General features: G+C 69.7%; 14 protein-coding genes. 6 read left to right on the plus strand and 8 right to left on the minus strand.

Features of this window, described 5'->3' with window-relative positions; genetic code table 11:
• Positions 1-27: 27 nt before the first annotated feature.
• A complete protein-coding gene (locus EV138_RS25120) occupies positions 28-2,145 on the minus strand; it encodes an alpha/beta fold hydrolase (RefSeq protein ID WP_133981222.1) in 2,118 nt (705 codons plus the stop codon).
• 26 nt (positions 2,146-2,171) lie between these two features.
• Positions 2,172-3,233, minus strand: coding sequence for a class I SAM-dependent methyltransferase (locus EV138_RS25125; protein ID WP_133981223.1), 1,062 nt, complete (start codon positions 3,231-3,233; stop codon positions 2,172-2,174).
• Positions 3,234-3,359: 126 nt separating this feature from the next.
• Between EV138_RS25125 and EV138_RS25130 the strand changes: the two genes are divergently transcribed.
• The 4 genes from EV138_RS25130 to EV138_RS25145 all read left to right on the plus strand — a co-directional run bounded on the left by EV138_RS25130 (position 3,360) and on the right by EV138_RS25145 (position 9,018).
• A complete protein-coding gene (locus EV138_RS25130) occupies positions 3,360-6,062 on the plus strand; it encodes a helix-turn-helix transcriptional regulator (RefSeq protein WP_133981224.1) in 2,703 nt (900 codons plus the stop codon).
• Between the two features lie 10 nt (positions 6,063-6,072).
• A complete protein-coding gene (locus tag EV138_RS25135; RefSeq protein ID WP_133981225.1) occupies positions 6,073-7,074 on the plus strand; it encodes an aminoglycoside phosphotransferase family protein in 1,002 nt (333 codons plus the stop codon).
• Positions 7,075-7,125: 51 nt separating this feature from the next.
• Positions 7,126-7,755 (plus strand): DedA family protein, encoded by a 630-nt coding sequence (locus EV138_RS25140; protein ID WP_166678670.1) that lies wholly within the window; start codon positions 7,126-7,128, stop codon positions 7,753-7,755.
• A gap of 78 nt (positions 7,756-7,833) precedes the next feature.
• Positions 7,834-9,018 carry a polysaccharide deacetylase family protein gene (locus EV138_RS25145; RefSeq protein ID WP_133981226.1) on the plus strand — a complete coding sequence of 395 codons (1,185 nt, stop codon included), beginning with the start codon at positions 7,834-7,836 and terminating at the stop codon, positions 9,016-9,018.
• Between the two features lie 462 nt (positions 9,019-9,480).
• On the opposite strand, the gene EV138_RS25150 is transcribed toward EV138_RS25145, so the two are convergent.
• Positions 9,481-10,308 carry an acyltransferase domain-containing protein gene (locus EV138_RS25150; protein ID WP_133981227.1) on the minus strand — a complete coding sequence of 276 codons (828 nt, stop codon included), beginning with the start codon at positions 10,306-10,308 and terminating at the stop codon, positions 9,481-9,483.
• A 40-nt stretch (positions 10,309-10,348) separates the two neighbouring features.
• On the opposite strand from EV138_RS25150, the gene EV138_RS25155 reads away from it, so the two are divergent.
• Complete coding sequence (locus EV138_RS25155; RefSeq protein WP_133981228.1) at positions 10,349-11,197, plus strand: helix-turn-helix domain-containing protein; 849 nt, start codon at positions 10,349-10,351, stop codon at positions 11,195-11,197.
• A 25-nt stretch (positions 11,198-11,222) separates the two neighbouring features.
• Positions 11,223-11,576: a VOC family protein gene (locus tag EV138_RS25160; protein ID WP_166678671.1), complete on the plus strand. Its 354-nt coding sequence runs from the start codon at positions 11,223-11,225 to the stop codon at positions 11,574-11,576.
• 15 nt (positions 11,577-11,591) lie between these two features.
• Here EV138_RS25160 and EV138_RS25165 read toward each other — a convergent pair whose 3' ends face one another.
• From EV138_RS25165 to EV138_RS25185, 5 genes are all read right to left on the minus strand, one after another.
• A complete protein-coding gene (locus tag EV138_RS25165; RefSeq protein WP_133981230.1) occupies positions 11,592-11,879 on the minus strand; it encodes a 4a-hydroxytetrahydrobiopterin dehydratase in 288 nt (95 codons plus the stop codon).
• A gap of 81 nt (positions 11,880-11,960) precedes the next feature.
• Entirely contained in the window at positions 11,961-13,349 is a 1,389-nt protein-coding gene (locus EV138_RS25170; protein ID WP_133981231.1) for an MFS transporter, read from the minus strand.
• Between the two features lie 34 nt (positions 13,350-13,383).
• Complete coding sequence (locus EV138_RS25175; RefSeq protein ID WP_133981232.1) at positions 13,384-15,357, minus strand: ABC1 kinase family protein; 1,974 nt, start codon at positions 15,355-15,357, stop codon at positions 13,384-13,386.
• A gap of 71 nt (positions 15,358-15,428) precedes the next feature.
• A complete protein-coding gene (locus tag EV138_RS25180; RefSeq protein ID WP_133981233.1) occupies positions 15,429-16,100 on the minus strand; it encodes a response regulator in 672 nt (223 codons plus the stop codon).
• Positions 16,097-17,689: an ATP-binding protein gene (locus tag EV138_RS25185; RefSeq protein WP_202866816.1), complete on the minus strand. Its 1,593-nt coding sequence runs from the start codon at positions 17,687-17,689 to the stop codon at positions 16,097-16,099. Before EV138_RS25185 ends, EV138_RS25180 begins: the two co-directional genes overlap by 4 nt.

Consider the following 17,689-nt stretch of genomic DNA (forward strand, 5'->3'; position numbering starts at 1 on the left):
CTTGTTGGTCGCGACGGTGGGGTGGTTTCAGAGCAGGTCGGTGAGGAGGGCGGCGGCGGTTTGGGTGGCGGTGGTGGGGACGGGGAGGTAGTCGACGTCGGTGATCAGGAGTTTCGCGAGGGTTTCGGCGAGGGTGGTGGGAGTGCAGGCCGAGTAGGGCAGGAGGTGGCCGGCGTTGTGGCGGTTCAGCCGGGCCGGGACGTGGAACGTCTGCTCGAAGTGGTGCTGGAGCGGGACATAAATGAAGGGGACCCGGGCGGCGGTGAGTTCCATGCAGGTGGTGAGGCCGCCCTGGGTGATCGCGACGTCCGCGGCGGCCAGGTGATGGTGAAGGTTCGGGAGATAGCCGTGGATGGTTGCCCCCGGCATCGAGGGCAGGGTCGACGGGGCGATGCGGGGTCCGGTGACGACGATGAACTGCAGGTCGGGGATGGTGTGGCGGGCGAGCGGGATGGCGTCGAGAACCCTTTGCAGCAAGGCGGTTCCGACGCCCGAGCCACCAACCGTCACCAGACAGAGCTTGGCGTCGGGCGGGTAGCCGAGACGGGCTCGGAGCGCCGGGCGATCGGCGGTCTCCGAAGGATCGAAGCCCGTGATGTAGCCGGTGAAGTCGAAGTTCTGCGACGTCCAGGACCGGATCGACGGCAGGCCCGGACCGAAGGTGTCCGCGACGATGTCGTCCGGGTCGCCGATGAAGATCGAGCGGTCGCGGAGCCGGCGGAAGCGGGCCCGTTGCTCGAGCATCTCCGCGTTGTAGTCCGCGGTCAGCGCCGCCTCCGCCGGTCCGCCGTCCGGGAGCGGGAGCCAGCCGACGAAGTCGGTCAGCCACGCATAGGCGTACTTCTTCAGCTCCGGGTTCTCGTGCAGGAAGTAGTCGACGTCCCAGGCCTCGTCGCCGATCACCAGGTCGTAGTGCCGGTCGTCGACCACGTCGGTGAAGGTGAGGAAGTTCGCGACCAGGATCTCGTCCATCCGCCGGATCGCCTGGAACGCGTGCAGGTCGTGCTCGTCGGCCTCGAACTCGATGTGGCTGGACTCGTTCAGCAGGTACGCCGACGCGGGGTGCACCGTCTCGCCCGCATCCGCCAGGACTCGCGTGACCGGGTGCTGGGCGAGCCAGTCGATCTCGAGTCCGGGATTCCGCACCCGCAGTTCGCGGGCGATCGCGAGATCCCGGCGGGCATGGCCGAGGCCGATCGGGGAGGACAGGTAGAGCACCCGCTTCGGGCGATTCAAGGCCCGCACCCAGGTACGCCGTACCGGTTGCGGTGGTGTGACGCCGGAGACGAAGTCCTTGAGCAGGCGGTTCACCAGGACGGGGTCGCGCGCGTTCGGGGCGTGTCCGCCGCCTTCGACGGTGACCAGCGAACCATTCGTCTGATCGGCCAGCGCGATTCCTTCGGCCAAGGGGCGGATCTTGTCGTCCGAGCCGTGCACCACCAGGACCGGACAGGACAAGGACGGTACGCCGGGGACGCGGTCCTGGCGGGCGGCCTCGGTGTCGACCAGCCGCTCGGGGCTGATCTCGTGCCCCCAGCCGACGGCGTCCTCGAGCTGCTTGCTGGAGTGAGGTTCCGGGAACATCTGCGCGAAGAAGAAGCGCAGGAAGTCGTCGTACCCGCCCTCTGTCCAGTAGTGCTTGTTGTACTTCGCCCACCCGTCGGTCGTGTCGTGCCGTTCGTTCCACGACCAGCGGATGCGTTCCTCCTGCGCCGGCACCAGCCCGGCGGCCGACCCGATGCACACGACCCCGAGCACCTGATCGGGCAGCTCGTGGGCGACCTGCAACGCCCAGGGCACGCCGCGGGACAACGACACCAGAACGCAGGTGCCGGTTCCCGTGGCGGCCAGTACGGCGAGGGTGTCCGCGACGAACTCGCTGTCCGCGTACGCCGATGCGCCTGCAGGTGCGCTCGACCGGCCAGAGCCGCGGCCGTCGAACGTGACCACCCGGAAATGCTTGGCCAGGTAGGGCACCTGCGCCTTCCAGATCCGCGACGGCACGATCGACCAGGTCGGCAGGAACATCACCGTCGGTCCAACGGCCGTGGAGTTGTACACCCGGTAGGCGATCGTCACCCCGTCGCGCTCGACCGACCCCACCTGGTCGGCCGGGCGCGCTGGGCGTTGCGGTTTCGAAGTCATCTGCGAGCCCCCTCGCGAGCACTGTCTCAGGGGCGGACTTCGTACACCAGGTTGAACGGCGTCTCCGCGGCGACCCGGAACCGGGTGAAACCGGCGGCCGTGATGACGTCGCGGATCCTGGCCGGCCCGGCCTGAGTACCGAGTGCCAGGCCGACGTCCTGCGACAGCGAAGCCGGCGTACAGAGCAGTGTGGAGAAGCCGTAGTACGCGCGTCCGACCGGGTTCAGGTTGTCCTCGACGCGGTCGCCGGCCATCGGTTCGACGACCATCCAGGTGCCGTCCTCGGTGAGCGACTCACGGACCCGGCGAGCGGCGCCGACCGGGTCACCCATGTCGTGCAGGGCGTCGAACGTCGTCACCAGGTCGTACCCCGCTCCGCTGAACGCCGTCGCGGGCGCCACCTCGAACGTGATGTCGGCACCGGCTTCGGCGGCGCGCTGCCGGGCGACCTCGATCGATCCCGAGTGGTAGTCGGCCCCGACGAACGTCGACCGGGGAAACGCCTTCGCCATCAGGATCGTCGAGGCACCGTGGCCGCAGCCGATGTCTGCCACCTTGGCGCCGCGCTCCAGTTTGCCGACCACGTCGGTGAGGGCCGGTAGCCAGCCGGTCAGCAGGTTCGCGTTGTAACCGGGCCGGAAGAAGCGCTCGCAGCCGTTGTGGACATCGGTGTCGTGCTCGTGCCAGCCGATGCCGGCACCGCTGCGGGCGGCCTCGATCGTCTGCGTGGTGTTGTGGACGGTGCCGAGCGCGATCTGGAAGAAGCCGGGCAGGAACGCCGGGCTGCTCTCGTCGGTGAGTGCGATCGCATGTTCGGCCGGCAGGACGTACCGGCCGTCGTCGTACTCGACGAAGCCGCCCGCGGCCTGCGCGTTCAGCCACTCGCGGGTGTAGTGCTCGCTGGTCCGGGTGCGCTCGGCGAGCTCCGCCGGCGTCAGTGGGCCGGCGCCGGCGAGTGCGCGGTAGTAACCGAGCTTGTCGCCCATCACCACCAGGCCCGCGTTCAGCGTCGCCCCCACCTCGTCCACCGCGCGGAACACGAACGCCATCAGCTTGTCGCCGTCGATCTGCTGTTCGACCGTGGTCATTGTCGATTCCCCTCCCTGGGTCTCTGTGCGCTCGACCGTAGAAGCGCCCGGCCCCCGGTCGCATCAGGTGCCCCACCTAGTCGTCCCGGCCTGGTGCGACGCCCGTGGGGCGGGCAGACTGCGGGGATGCTGATCGGGCGGGAGACCGAACGGCGGGTGATCGAGCGGTTGGTCGCGGGGGCGCGGGTCGGCACCAGTGGAGTGCTGCTGATCACCGGGGAGCCGGGGATCGGGAAGTCGGCGTTGATGGCCGAGGCGGTGACGCTCGCCGACGGGCTGCGCGTGCTCCGGGCCCGGGGAACCGAGGCCGAACGCGAGATCCCGTTCGGCGGCCTGCTGCAGTTGCTCCGCCCGGCGCTCGGCGAACTCGAGCAGATCCCCGCACCGCAACGGGAAGCGCTGGCCGCCGCCCTCGCACTCAGTCCCGGCGCCGCGGCCGACCGGTTCGCGGTCGGCGCCGCCACCTTGAGCCTGATCTGCCGGTACGCCGAAGCCGCGCCGGTCGCGATCCTCGTCGACGACGCGCACCTGCTCGACCGGCCGTCCGCCGAGGCGCTCCTGTTCGCCGCCCGCCGGTTGCTCGCGGACCCGATCGTCCTGCTCGTCGCCGCGCGAGCCGGCGAACCTCATCCGCTGGCCGACGCGGACCTGCCCAGGTTGGAACTCACCGGCATCGATCTCCCAGCCGCTCAGCGGATCGTTGCGGGACTGCCGGTCGATCTCGTGGCCCAGTTGCATCGTCGCGTCGCCGGCAACCCCCTGGCGTTGCTGGAACTGGCGAACGATCCGGAACAGTTGCATCGGCTGCCACCCGGCCGGCCGATTCCGGTCCCGGCCTTGCTGGCGGACGCCTTTGCTGCAAGGGCATCCCGGCTCGGTCCCGCTGCCCGTACGGCGTTGCTCGTGGCCTCCGTGGAGGACGGCGACCTGGGCGTGATCGCGAGGGCCTGTGGCGAGCTCGGTGTCGACGTGGCCGCATTGGGGGAGGCGGAGCAGGCAGCTCTCGTGGTGATCGGAGACGGCCGGGTGGAGTTCCGGCATCCCCTGGTCAGGTCGGCGATCTATGCGAGCGCGGAGCCGGCGCAACGGCGTACGGTGCATCAGGCGGTGGCCGCGATCTTGGGGCCGGCCGAAGCCGATCGGCGCGCCTGGCATCTCTCGGAGACCGTGCTCGGCGAGAGCGACGAGGTCGCCGCGGCACTCCACCTCGCGGGCGATCATGCAACCGAGCGCGGTGCCCACGCGGTCGCCGCGACCGCCTTCGAACGCGCGGCCAGACTGACCGAACATTCCCAGGAGCGCGCGGCCAGACTGGTCGCTGCCGGTCAGGCGGCCTGGTTCGCGGGGATGCCGGACCGCGGTGACAGCCTGCTCGGTGAGGCACTGGCCTTCGAGCCGCCGCCAGCGGTCACGACCTGGGCGCACGAGTTGCGCGCCGACATCGCGGTGAAGTGCGGATCGCCTGCCCGGGCGCGCGACATCCTGCTGGCGGCGGCGAGCGAGACGAACGATCCGGACACCGCCGTGGGCCTGCTCAGCGATGCGGTCAACGCCTGCTTCCGGCTGGGCGACGCGGCCGGCGCGTTGCGGGCCGCCGAAGAACTCGATCGGTTGCTGGAGGCAACCGATCGGCCCGGAGTGCGGATCCTTGGTCTGCTGGCCAGCGGCAGCGCCAAGATCCTGGCCGGCCGGCCCGGGACCGAGCAGATCCGGGAAGCCATCCGGCTGGAACCGTCCGCCGAGCTGGATCGTGACCGGCGCCGGCAGATCTGGATGACGCTCGCGCCGCTGTTTCTTCGCGAAGCGGGCACGGGCCGGGCGCTGCTCGAGGAGGCGATGCGCGAGCGGCGGGACCAGGTCGCGGTCGGGACGCTGCCCGCCCTGCTGATGCACCTCGCCCGCGACGAGGCGACGACCGACCGCTGGGCGGACGCGGCCGCGGCGTACGACGAGGGGATCCGGCTGTCCCGCGAGACCGGGCAGACCACCGAGTTGGCGATCTGCCTGGCCGGGCAGGCGTGGCTGGCCGCGCACCGGGGCCAGGCCGAGGACTGCCGCGCACTGGCGACCGAGGCGATCGGGATCTGCACCGAACGGCAGATCCACATCGGCCGGGCCTGGGCGTTGTTCGCGCTGGGGGACCTCGAGCTCGGCCAGGGGAATCCGGCCGGCGCGCTCCCGTCGTACGAGCGACTGGCGGAAGTCCTAGATTCGCTGGGGTTGCTGGATCCCGACCTGTCGCCCGCGCCGGAGCTCGTCGAGGTCTATCTGCGGCTCGGCCGGACGGAGGATGCGGTCGCCACCGCGCGCGAGTTCGCCGTACGGGCTGAGGGCAAGGGGCAGCCGTGGGCGCTGGGCCGGTCGGCGCGGGCTCGTGGTCTGATCGAGGAGGACGAGCGGTTCTTCGAAGAGGCGCTCGGCTGGCATCAGCGGACGCTCGACGTGTTCGAGACGGCGCGGACCAGACTCGCGTACGGCGGTTGGCTCCGGCGGGCCCGGCGGCGAGTGGATGCACGGACCCAACTCCGGCTGGCGGTCAGCGACTTCGACCGACTGGGCGCGCCGGGCTGGGCCGATCTGGCCGCGGCCGAACTGAAGGCGACCGGCGAGACCGCCCGGCGCCGCGAGCCGTCGACCGCGGATCAGCTCACCCCGCAGGAACGCCAGATCGCGATGCTGCTGGTGGACGGCGAGAGCATCCGGTCCGCGGCGGCGCGGCTGTTCCTCAGCCCGAAGACGGTCGAGTACCACCTGCGCAAGGTCTACGCGAAACTCGGCATCCACTCGCGCACGGAATTGGCCAGGCAGCTCGGCCCCGAGAATCCGTAGGCTGGCCGGCATGACTTCGCCGACCAGCGAAACCAGTGAGACGACCTCCCTCTGGAGCTCCGCCGAATGGCTCTCCGACGCCGCGAACTGGCTCGACGAACAGCTGACAGCCGCGGGGATCAAGCGGGTCGGTGAAGTGACCCAGCCGCGGCTGAAGCCGTGGGGGACCGTACTGCGGGCCGATACCGAGCGCGGAGCCGTCTGGCTGAAGGCGCCGGCTCCCGAGACGGTCTTCGAAGTACCGCTGTATCGGTTGCTGGCCTCCGTGGTGCCGCAGTGGGTGCTCGACCCGATCGGTGTGGACGTCGATCGCGGCTGGGTGCTGCTGCCCGATGGCGGTCCGACCTTGCGGGAGCGACTCGGTGAGCCGGCCGGGTGGTCCGAGGCGTTGGTGAGCGTGCTTCCGCAGTACGGGCAGTTGCAGCTCGACCTCATGCCGCATGCCGGGGATCTGCTCGCGGCCGGGGTCACCGATATGCGTGCGGCGGTGATGCCGGCGCGGCTGGACGAAGCGCTGGAGCTGACCGGCCGGTACGCCGCCGGGTCGGGAAGCGAGATCGCCAAGGAGCACCATGCGTGGGTATCCGGGCAGCGGGCCGAGTTCGCCGCGCGCTGCGCCGACCTGCCTGACCGGGCCAGCCTGGATCACAACGATCTGCACACGAACAACGTGCTCGGCGACCCGGCCGGCACGGTCAAGTTCTACGACTGGGGCGACAGCGTGCTCGCGCACCCGTTCTCCAGCATGCTGGTCGCGCTCGGCTCGCTGGCGCGCTGGCTCGAGGTCGACCCCGACGACGACCTCGTACGCCGTCCGCGCGACGCCTATCTCGAGGTGTTCGGCAACCCGGCCGACCTGCTCGCCGAACTCGACCTCGCCTGCTGGATCGGCAAGGTCGCCCGTGCACTGGTGTGGGATCGGGCACTGCGTCGCGAGCCAGGGGAGTTCGCCGGGGCCCCACTGGAAACTCTGGCCTCCCTGCGGATGAATTCCTGGCTCGGTGCCGCCTGAGCGCCACTCGCCGATTGGGTTCGTGTTGACACCGGATGAGAGGCTCGGTGCGTGACACAGTTGATGGAGGTCGTTCGACACCTGTTGAGTGTGGCGATGGCCTCGCACTGGCTGCTGCTCATTCTCTTCGTGGCCGCCGCGGTCGACGCGGTGTTCCCGATCGTGCCCAGTGAGGGCATGGTCGTCACCGCCGGGATGGCGGCCGCCGCGGGCCACCAGAACCTGCTGCTGGTGATCGTGGTCGCGATGGTCGGCTCGGTGATCGGCGAATCGGTCTGCTACCTGCTCGGTCGTGGTTCCGGTCCGGCGCTGCGGCGCTGGATGCGGCGGCAGGACGCGCGGCAGGCGATGTACGAGAAGGTCTCGCACGCGCTGCACACGCGCGGTGGGCTGGTGCTGATGACGGTCCGGTACATCCCGGGTGCGCGGATGGTGGCGACGCTGACCGCCGGCGCCACGGCGTACTCGTTCCGCAAGTTCATCGTCTTCACCATCGCGGGCGTGACGATTGCCTACACGTACGTCGCGTTGCTCGGCTACATCGGCGGTGACGCGTTCGCGCACGACTCGCTGAAGGCGCTCGCGTTCAGCCTCGGCCTGGCGTTCCTGATCGGTCTGGTGCTGGAGACCTCGCGCCGCATCGCCGGTCGCCGCAAAGCCGCCAAGGTCACAGCCGGGTAACGATCGAACGTTCGCTTTTCGCGCAGCGGTGTGTCCCGGGCCAACCAGGTCGCCGGAGCGTGCGTCAGTAGAGGCGTGGTGAGGCGAAGGTTCGGCGTACTGATCGGCGCGGCGGTGATTGCCGCGGCGCTGGTGTCCGGCTGCGGCGACGTTCCGTTGGAGGGATCCCAGCCCAGTACTGCGGCGACGCCTTCGGCGAGGCCCTCCAAGTCTCCGCGCACGTCGTCGACGCCGTCCTCGACACCTACGCCGACAGCTACGCCTCCGCAGACACCGAGCACGCCGACGCCTTCGCCGGTGAAGGGCGCGAATGCGGCTCGGGTGACGCGAACGTTTCCGGCGAAGCTGGCGAACGGCAAACCACCGCTGTTCGTGGTCGTGTCCTTCGACGGTGCCGGCGATCTGACGCTGTGGTCGCACTGGCGACAACTCGCCAAGCAGGTCAACGCGCGGATGACGTTCTTCCTGTCCGGGCCGTATCTCTACCCGGGTTCGCACCGGGCCGATTACAAGCCGCCGGGCAAGAAGCCTGGCGCGTCCGAGATCGGGTGGGGTGATCCGGACAAAGTGGTGCGGCGGACCGCCGTACTGCGGCAGGCGATCGCCGAGGGGCACGAGATCGGCACGCACGCGAACGGGCACTTCTGTGGCAGGAGTGGGATCGGCAGCTGGAACGCTGCGCAATGGAGCGACGAGCTCAAGGCCTTCGATCTGATGGTGGCGAACGGGCCGACGCTGGCCGCGGGCAAGCCACTGGCTGCTCCCTTCGACCCGGCCACGGTCAAGGGGATGCGGACGCCTTGCTTGGAGGGGAACCGTTCGGCGTACCGGCAGGTCATGCGACAGCGCGGGATGCTGTACGACGCGTCCGAGCCCGGCTACATCGCCTGGCCGAAGAAGACCGACGGGATCTGGAACTTCCCCTTGCAGTCGATCGAGCTGGCCGGGACGCACAAGAGCACGCTGACGATGGACTACAACCTCTGGTACGCCCAGACGGGAGCACGCCAGGCGCCGGCATCACAGGCGCCTGCTCTGAAGGCGCAGGTCCTCGCCACGTACCGGCTCGCGCTCCGTCGCTCCCGAGCCCACGGCAACCCGCCGCTGTTCCTCGGCAACCACTTCAACCACTGGAACAACAGCGTGTACTCCGACGTCCTCACCAGCTTCGTCCAGGACACCTGCACTCAGCCAGACGTCCGCTGCGTCAGCAACGTCGAACTGCTGACGTGGCTGGAGAAGAACGGCGTACCGCGAGGTTAATCCCCCACACGGCTCCTCCGTCGCCGCTCCCGCCCACCCCGACCCGGTGCTCCTACGTCGCACCTCGCGCCAGAGTGCTGGTCGCTTGGGGCTGCTGTTGCCGACACCAAGGTTCGGCGCTGCGGCACCACCCTGGGCTGAGCCTCGGTTGCTTGCCAACCCCGGGCAGCTCCCGTCCGACGCGACCCGACGCGCCTCCCGCCACGCTTACGCGTGGCGGGAGGCGATGTGCCCGGCGACTTCGCCCGGCAGCCCGCTTGGACTGGGGTGCCCGAGGTGCTGGATTGCATCGTTGGCGGCTGAGGTCCCGGGCCCTCAGCCGTCAGCGAACTGGCTGGGACGGTCGAGCGCTTGAGCGCCCGCCACAGATGGCCCACACGGTGGAGCGAGCCGCGACGGAGGAGCGGCGGCTCGGGGTGGGCGGGAGCGCCGACGCAGGAGGGGCGTGGGGCGTTGTACGAGTCAGAGCCGCAAGTACCCAAAGGCGTTCTGCCAGGTGCCGCCGGACTTGATGCGGTTGACCACCAGGCGCTGGAGAGTCGTGTCCTGGGGGTATTTGTCGAGGTTCTCCAGGTCGTGGCTGCGGAAGGTGAAGAAGATGGCGCTGTCCTGGGCGTCGCGGGGTTCGCCGTACGGGGTGAAGCGGCGGCCGAAGCGGACCATGTTCGAGTCCTGGGGCAGGTTGTCGAGCAGGTAGGGGTCGATCAGCCACGAGCCGAGGGTCGCGGTCTTCACCGGGTAATCCGGGAAGTGGCGCGGGAAGAACTCGCGTGCCTGGGCGAAGCTGTCGTCGACCGCCTCGGGGGTGAGGGGGCCGGTCTCGGGGATGTGGACGCCGATCACCCATTCGCCGGGCTCGACGCCGGGGACCGGGTTCTTGTCCGGTACCTGGTGGAGCAGGAACTGCAGCCGGCCGAGTGCGTAGATCGCGCCGGTCCAGTGGATCGTCATCCACCAGTGCGTCTCGAGCCCGTACTCGCCGTTGGTCCGGCGGCTGACGTCGAGTTGCTGACCGAGATCCGCGAGGGTGGCCCAGCTGACCTCGTCGCTGATCCCGCGCTCGGCGTGGTACCGGCGGATGTCCGGCAGCGTCTCGAGGAACGCGGCGACCGAGTCCCGGGTGTCGTCCGGCATGGTCGGCCCGGAACCCTCACCGCGGAAGCCGCCGATCTCGCGGCGGAGTTCCGAGGCGAGCTTGGCCACGGCCACGGGATCGGCCTCGTACTTCTCGGCGGCCTCCCGATCGGCGTCGGTGAACCCCAGCAGGCGGTACTCGTCAGCAGTCGTCACGACCCAACCGTAACCGTCAAATAGTTACTACCGTTGCCGCATGCCCGAATATCGTCGTTTTCCACCGCCCACGGCCCAGCGGTACGCCGTCGAGCACTACTGGATGGTCGAGGCACCGGGAGACGAAACCGAGGTCAAGCGAGCGGTCCTGATCCCGAACGGACGGCCCGGCCTCGCGATCGCGCTCGGTCAGCCGGGCTTGCGGCAGGACCCGCTGACGGGCACGTCCTGGACGAACGACGGCGCGCTGTTCGGGATCATGACACGGCCTCATCTGCTGACCCAGTCCGGTCCGTCGAGCTACGTCGGCGCCGAACTCACACCATGGGGCGCAGCAGCACTCGGCCTCCAAGACCGTTTGGTCGACGGCGTCCTCCCGATCGCCGACTGGACGGACGCCGGTACTGCGGGTCGCCTGGCCGCTGACCTCCGGCAACTCGACTTCGGGCAACCCCGGGCGGACAAACTGGCCGACTTCCTCGCGACCCGGCTACATCCGGTCCGCAACGTCGAGCTGGTGGAGCGAGCGGTCCGGATCATCGAGGACAGCGGTGGGTCGGTGAGCGTGGCCGAAGTGGCGGCGCGGACGAGTACGTCGTACAGCAGTCTTTATCGGGCGTTCTCGGGGGCGACCGGGATCGGTCCCAAGCAGTTCGGCGAGATCATCCGCTACTTCGGCTTCGTCGGCGGGCTGATCGCCGGACCGGCGGACGCGGCGACGACGCTCGCTGCTCTGCACGGGTACTACGACCAGGCGCACGCGGCCAGGGACTTCAAGCGGTACACGGGGGTCAGCGCGTCGTCGTTCCGCGCGGTTCAGGACGGGATCGCAGTCTTGATGCATGAAAGATCTGTCCAAGACGAGAGTGCGGATCCGGCCGGAGACTGACCTGGTCAACCTCTGGAGGAGAACCGTGGGACGCATCATTCATGTCGAACTCACCGCTGCCGGGCTCGACGCCGCTGCGGAGTTCTACACCAAGGCGTTCGGCTGGCAGCTCACGCCGTCGGGCTTCGTCGACGGCTACCTGGTGGCGGAGACGGGAGCGGGGGACGGGATCGACGCCGCGATCATGAAGCGGGAGTACCAGCAGCAACCCGCGATCGTGTGGCTCGAAGTGGACGACCTCGACGCCACCTGCGCCGCGGTGGTCGCAGCCGGTGGGACCGCCGACCACGAGGCGCAGGAGATCCCGGGCGTCGGCCGGCTCAGCTACGTCCGCGATCCGGAAGGTGTCGTCCTGGGCATCCGGCAACCAGCCGGCTGATCGGCGGTTGAGGGGTCAGCCGGCGGCGGTGTCGATGTGGCGGGCGAGGACGAGGTCGTCGTCGGTGATGCCGCCGGCGTCGTGGCTGCTGACCCGGAAGGTGATCGTGGTGTAGCGGATGTCGATGTCCGGGTGGTGGTTCATCGACTCGGCCAGTTGGGCGACGGTCGCGACCAGCCGGATGCCGTCCAGGAAGCTGTCTTTCTTGACGCTGCGGACCAGCGCGTTCTCGTCGACCTTCCACTCCGGGAGGTGGTCGCGGATCGCGGCATCGATCTGGTCGTCCGTCAGCAGCTCAGCCATGCGCACACTCTAGTGCCAGTACGCCGTCAGCCGGCGCCAGTGCTGGTACGCCGTCACCCGGCGGCGGGAGGCAGCCGCCCGTCAGCTGGTGATCGGACGGACCCGGTGCGAGGTGAGGAGCGCGGCGAAAGCAAGGGCCGCGCTGGCGACGATGATCGTGCCGAAGACCCAGGGGCCGGGATCCGAGGCGTTCAAGGCCAGCAGCGTGCCGCTGACCGCGAGCGCGGTTGCGATGCTCATCGTTCCTGCCATCTGACCGGCGCTGGTGTTGCGACCGGAGTTGCCCGCGTCGGAGAGGTCGAGAGTGAGGACCGACAGGCTCGACGAGCTCAGGCCCATACCGACGCCGGCGAACGACCAGCCGATCAACCCGGCCCAGCCGCCGTCGCTCCAGGCGAGCAACGAGGTGACGGCGAGCCCGAGTGTCATCAGGACCAGGCCGATCCGTAGTACGGACACTCGCTGCAGCCCGTGGTCGCGGCCCTGTAGCCAGGATCCGAACGCCCAGCTCACTCCGGTGATCGACAGCGTGATCCCTGCCTTCGACGGGCTGAAGTCGTGCCGCAAGGTCAACAGCAGCGGAAGATAAGCGCCCGTCCCCGCGAACGCGGCGCCACCAAGCCCCCGTACTGCGACCACGGCAGGGAACCCGCGACGTGCGACGAACGTGCCTTGCGGCATCACCCGTACGGCGGCCAGCGCGAGCACCACGACGCTGAGAGCGATCGCCGTACCGCCCGCGATGTGGTGAGCCTGCAGGTGATCCCCGGCGAGCGTCATCGCGAACAAGGCCACCGACGCGGCGAACGCCCAAGGCAATGCGGATCGCCACGCTTCCAGTTCGGCCGTCTCCTTCGGGCTGCGTTCGGGCGCGACGCTGCGCGCGGACAACTGCATCGCGGGCTGCAGCAGTAACCAACTCGGGATCAACAGGGCGACCGCGCCGATGAACACCCACCGCCAGCCGAGGTGCTCGGTCACCAGTCCCGTCACGAACGGGCCGAGGACCGACGGCAGGATCCACATCGCCGCGAACAACGAGAACATCCGCGGCCGCAGTACGGCGGGCAGTGCGCGCGCGACCAGCACCATCAGGGCTACGTCCAGCAGGCCCTCGGCCAGACCGCTCAGCAGTCGACCGGCGACCACCATCGGCATCCCTTGCGCAGTGCCGACCAGTAGCTGAGCGAGCGCGAAGGTGATCGCACCGGCCCGGAGGGTGGGGATCGGGCCGCGTCGATCGGCCCAGAGCCCGGCGATGGCCAGCGACACCAGGTAGCTCGCGTTGGGCGCGGCATTGGCCAGCCCGAAGCTGCCGATCGCGTCGAACTCGCGGACCATCGTCGGCAACGCCGTACCGACCGCCCGGTTCTCGAACGCGCCCAGAGTGACCAGCGCGATCACCCCGAGCACCAGGGGCAAGTGCGGTCCGCTGAACAGCTTGGGCTTGTGCGCTTCGGTCAAGGACATGCCCGCCATCCTGAGAGTTCAAGCTAACTTGAAGTCAACTGCGGCTCTCGGGCAACCGGAAGACCAGGACGAGCACCCGGAGGACGAGCACCGCGCAGATCACCAGCAGGTTGTAGGCGAAGAGCTGGAACAAGCTCAGCGAACTGGTGACCTGCGGGCCTCCCGGCGTACCGAGGAGCAGGACTGCCATCAGGCCGGCGGTGGCACCGAGGATCGCGAGCAACGCCTGGTGGAGCAAGCCGGTCAGGTGCCGCCGGTCGCGTTCGTCGGCGAGCAGGCGTACGTTGACGCTCAGCCGGCCCGACTCGGCCGCGGCCGCGATCCGGTCGATCCGTCGCGGCAACCGGCGCAGCATCGGCAACAAGGTGGCCAGCTCCTCGGTCGCCGTACGGCGTAACGCGTCGGGCGCGAGCCGGTCGGTGACATGGGCGGCCGCGAACTGGCGGGACGCGGCGACCAGGTCGAAGCCGGGGGAGATCCGCGAGATCGTGCCCTCGATGGTGGCCAGTGCGCGAAACACCGCGGCCACCTCGGGCGGAACGCCGAGTCCGTGCGCGGTGATGATCTTGAACAGGTCGTTGAACATCGCCGGCCCGAGGGCGGCGCCGGCGCCGAGATGACGGGCCATGAACTGGCCGACCGCGCGTTCGAGCGACTGCTCGTCGACCGTGTCCGGGCGATAAACGATCTCCAGCAGGGCGTCGGTCGCGGCCGTCGGGTCGCCGTGGTCGACCGCGAGCAGGAACCGCTGCAGGGCTTCGCGCGTGGACGGATCCAGCCGCCCGACCGAGCCGAGGTCGAGCATCCCGATCCGGCCGTCGGTGAGCAGCAGGAAGTTGCCGGGATGGGGATCGGCATGGAACACGCCGTCGATGGCGACCTGGCCGAGAAGGCACTCGAACAAGGCCTTGGCCAGCCGGGCGGCGTCCAGGCCGCGCTCGGCGATCGAGCGGGCCGCCGCGCCCAGCTGGATCCCGTCCAGCCGCTGCATCGTGAGCACTCGCCGGCTGCACAGCCGCGGATGCAACTCCGGTACGACGATGTCGTTGCTCGCAGCAATCGTTCGGCCGGCCGCGACGCTGGTCATGTTGCTTGCCTCGACGGTGAAGTCGAGTTCCTCCCGCATCGCGTCGGCGAACCCGGCGGCGAGTGCGCGGACGCCCATCGAGCGGCCCCAGTCCGTGTTGCGTTCGAGCGTCCTGGCCAGCCGCTGGACGATGTCGAGATCGCGCTCGACCACCGAGGCGATACCGGGCCGCTGGACCTTCACGACGACTTGTTCGCCGTCGCTCAGGCGGGCCGGGTAGACCTGGGCCACCGAGGCGGCGGCGAGCGGTTCGGGGCCGAACTCGGCGAAGACCTGCAGAGGCGGCGCGCCCAGCTCCTGGGTGAGCACTTCTTCGATCTGCGGCCACGGAGCAGGGGAGACCTGGTCCTGCAGCCGGCTCAGCTCCAGCGCGACGGAGGCCGGAATGACGTCGCTGCGGGTGGAGAGGACCTGGCCGAGCTTGACGAAGGTGACGCCGGCTTCGTCGAGGGCGAGCCTCAGTGAGCGGGCGAGATCCGCTTGCCCGGCGGCGTTTTCCCGGCCCGGCCGGCGGCGCCCGCGCAGGTACGGGCCGAGGCCGTGCCGGATCGCGATCCGGAGGATCTGCAGGTAGCGCTTCGTCCGGGCGATCCGGCCGGTCAGGTCGCGCCGCAGATCGCGGGCCCTCGGCAACGAACCGGTCGGTACCACGGCCTCGGCCAGCACCAGGAAGATCAGCCCGGTCAGCATCGAGCAGAGCGCGTCCAGCGCCAGCAGGGCGATCGCCGCTCCGGTCGACCCGGTCCAGGGCAACGGCCCGGCGAGCGCGTTCATCAGCGGCGCGAACATCGCCAGCGTCAGTCCGGCCCCGATCGCCAGCCGCCCGAGCCCGAACCGTACGCCGAGCAGCCGCTGCGAGACCGGCACGAAGATGACCATGAACACACCGACATTGATCAGCCCGACCAGCACCACATCCATGATCGCGACCCTAGGGCAGCAGCGGCCCTTGCCGCGTCACCCCGGCAGGGGAGCCGCCCCCGGATCGGTGTTCACCCGCGAGAGTGAGATGCCCAGCGGTACTGGTGTTCCGGGCGTCCGGTCGAGCCGTATCGCAGGCTCAGTACTGCGCGCCCGTCGTCGGCCAGCGCGGCCAGGTACCGCTGGGCGGTCGCCCGGGAGATGCCCAGCTGGGCAGCCAGATCGGCTGCGGTCCGCGGTCCACCGGCCTGCCGTAAGGCGGTCGTCACCAGCCGTGCCGTCACCGGCGACTGGCCCTTCGGCGTCGGCGGCCGATCGGCTTCGTGCAGTGCGTCGACGGCCCGGTCGATCGCTTGCTGGGTCAGCTCGTCCGACTGGTCGCCCAGCAGCGTCCGGTAGCGCACGTACGCACGGAGCCGGGACGTGAGTTGCTCGGAGCCGAAGGGCTTGATCAGGTAGTTCAGCGCACCCGCTGCGAACGCCGCACGGACCGAGGCCGCCGATGAATCCGCGGTGACCATGAAGATGTCGGCGCGCAGTTCAGCGGCGATCTCGATCCCCGGCCGGTCGGGTAGATAACTGTCCAGCAGTACGAGATCCGGCCCGAGGTCGGCGGCCAGCCGCAGCGCATCGGCTGCGGTATGCGCCACTCCGACGACTTCCAGACCGATGACCTGGGCAACGAGCAGCGCGTGCACCTGGGCGACCCGGAAGTCGTCCTCCACCACCAGGACGCCGATCATGTGCCCGCCTCCTCCAGGACGTCGGGCAACTGCGCCACGAACACCGTCTCCGTACCGTCGCAGCCCAGGTTCGTCAGAGCGATGTCGCCACCGAGCCGCCGGGCGGTCTGGCGGGCGATCGCCAGCCCGAGCCCCCGGTCGGTACCGCGGCTGGAGATGCCCTCGACGAAGATCGCCTCGGTCTGCTCGGGCGATATCCCGTCGCCGGTGTTCGCCACCGAGATCACCAGCCGCGTGCCCTCCGACAGCAGGTCGACCTCGACCCCACCCGGACGACGCGTCGACGCGTGAGCCGCGTCCAGGGCGTTGTCGACCAGGTTGCCCAGAACCGTCACCACCTCGACCGGCGCGACCAGCCGCTGCTGGACCCAGCTGGCCTCGGACAGCGTCAGCGTCACCCCGAGCTCGGCCGCCCGGGCGGTCTTGGCCGCCATGAACGACCGGATGGTGGCGGATCGAACGGCCGGCGAGTCGCTGATCGAGTCGGCGTCCTGGAACTGGGTGACGGCTCGCAGGTACTCCAGTGCGTCGTCCTGCGCGTCAGCCTGCAACAGCCCGAGAACCGTATGCATCCGATTCGCGAACTCGTGCCGCTGCGCGCGAAGGGCCCCGGTCATACTCCGTACTGCGTCCAGCTCGCTGGTCAGCTGCTCCAGGTCGGTGCGATCCCGCAGCGTCAGCACACTGCCCAGATCCCGGCCGTCACGATGGACCGGACGATGGTTGGCCACCAGCACCCGATCACCCGCCACGGTGAGGATGTTGTCCGCCCGGTCGCCGTCGAGGACGGATCTCAACCGGGGCGGAAGATCCAGCTCGCTCAGCGAGATCCCCGGTTCCACCGGCCGGCCGAGCAGCCGGACCGCCTCGTCGTTGCACATCGTCACCCGGCGGTCGGTGTCGACCGCCAGGACGCCTTCGCCGATCCCGTGCAGCACCGCCTCGCGCTCGCGGACCAGATCGGCCAGGTCAGCCGGTTCCAGCCCGAACGTGCCGCGCTTCAGCACCCGGGACAGCCAGGTCGAACCGGCGACGCCGAGCAGCAGGGCTCCGACGGCGAACGGGGCGGTGGCGCCGATCAGATCCTCCAGCGCGTGCCGGATCTCGGCCGCGTCGAAGCCGACACTCACCTCACCGACGATCGCACCGGCCGAGTCACGGACCGGGACCTTGCCGCGCGCGGACAGCCCGAGCGTGCCGCGCTCGATGTTCACCACTTCGCGGCCGGACAGCGCTTCGGACGGGTCCGTGCTGACGGGTTTGCCGATCTGGTCCGGGGTCGGGTGGGCGAGCCGGATGCCGCGCGCATCGGTCACCACGACGAACAGTGCCCCGGTCGCCCGGGAGGCGTTGAGGGCGATCTGCTGGACCGCGGGCTGATCCCCGGCCCGGACGAGATCACCCAGGTGCTGCTCGGCCGCGACGGTGCGCGCGACGTTGAGTGCGCGTTGCTCGTACTGATGTTCCAGGCTCTGGTCGAGCAGCCAGGCGACCAGCCCGAAACCGATGCCGACGACCAGCGCGACCAGGCCGATCTGCAGCAGCAGGAGCTGCCGCGTGAAGCGCATGCCGCGCAATCGAGCCACCAT

Source organism: Kribbella voronezhensis, assembly GCF_004365175.1.
GTDB lineage: Bacteria > Actinomycetota > Actinomycetes > Propionibacteriales > Kribbellaceae > Kribbella > Kribbella voronezhensis.

Excerpts from the sequence above, each read along its gene's own strand:
- EV138_RS25120 (WP_133981222.1), bottom strand. The coding sequence starts at position 2,145 with ATGACTTCGAAACCGCAACGCCCAGCGCGCCCGGCCGACCAGGTGGGG.
- EV138_RS25125 (WP_133981223.1), bottom strand. The coding sequence starts at position 3,233 with ATGACCACGGTCGAACAGCAGATCGACGGCGACAAGCTGATGGCGTTC.
- EV138_RS25130 (WP_133981224.1), top strand. The coding sequence starts at position 3,360 with ATGCTGATCGGGCGGGAGACCGAACGGCGGGTGATCGAGCGGTTGGTC.
- EV138_RS25135 (WP_133981225.1), top strand. The coding sequence starts at position 6,073 with ATGACTTCGCCGACCAGCGAAACCAGTGAGACGACCTCCCTCTGGAGC.
- EV138_RS25155 (WP_133981228.1), top strand. The coding sequence starts at position 10,349 with ATGCCCGAATATCGTCGTTTTCCACCGCCCACGGCCCAGCGGTACGCC.
- EV138_RS25165 (WP_133981230.1), bottom strand. The coding sequence starts at position 11,879 with ATGGCTGAGCTGCTGACGGACGACCAGATCGATGCCGCGATCCGCGAC.
- EV138_RS25170 (WP_133981231.1), bottom strand. The coding sequence starts at position 13,349 with ATGTCCTTGACCGAAGCGCACAAGCCCAAGCTGTTCAGCGGACCGCAC.
- EV138_RS25175 (WP_133981232.1), bottom strand. The coding sequence starts at position 15,357 with ATGGATGTGGTGCTGGTCGGGCTGATCAATGTCGGTGTGTTCATGGTC.
- EV138_RS25180 (WP_133981233.1), bottom strand. The coding sequence starts at position 16,100 with ATGATCGGCGTCCTGGTGGTGGAGGACGACTTCCGGGTCGCCCAGGTG.
- EV138_RS25185 (WP_202866816.1), bottom strand. The coding sequence starts at position 17,689 with ATGGTGGCTCGATTGCGCGGCATGCGCTTCACGCGGCAGCTCCTGCTG.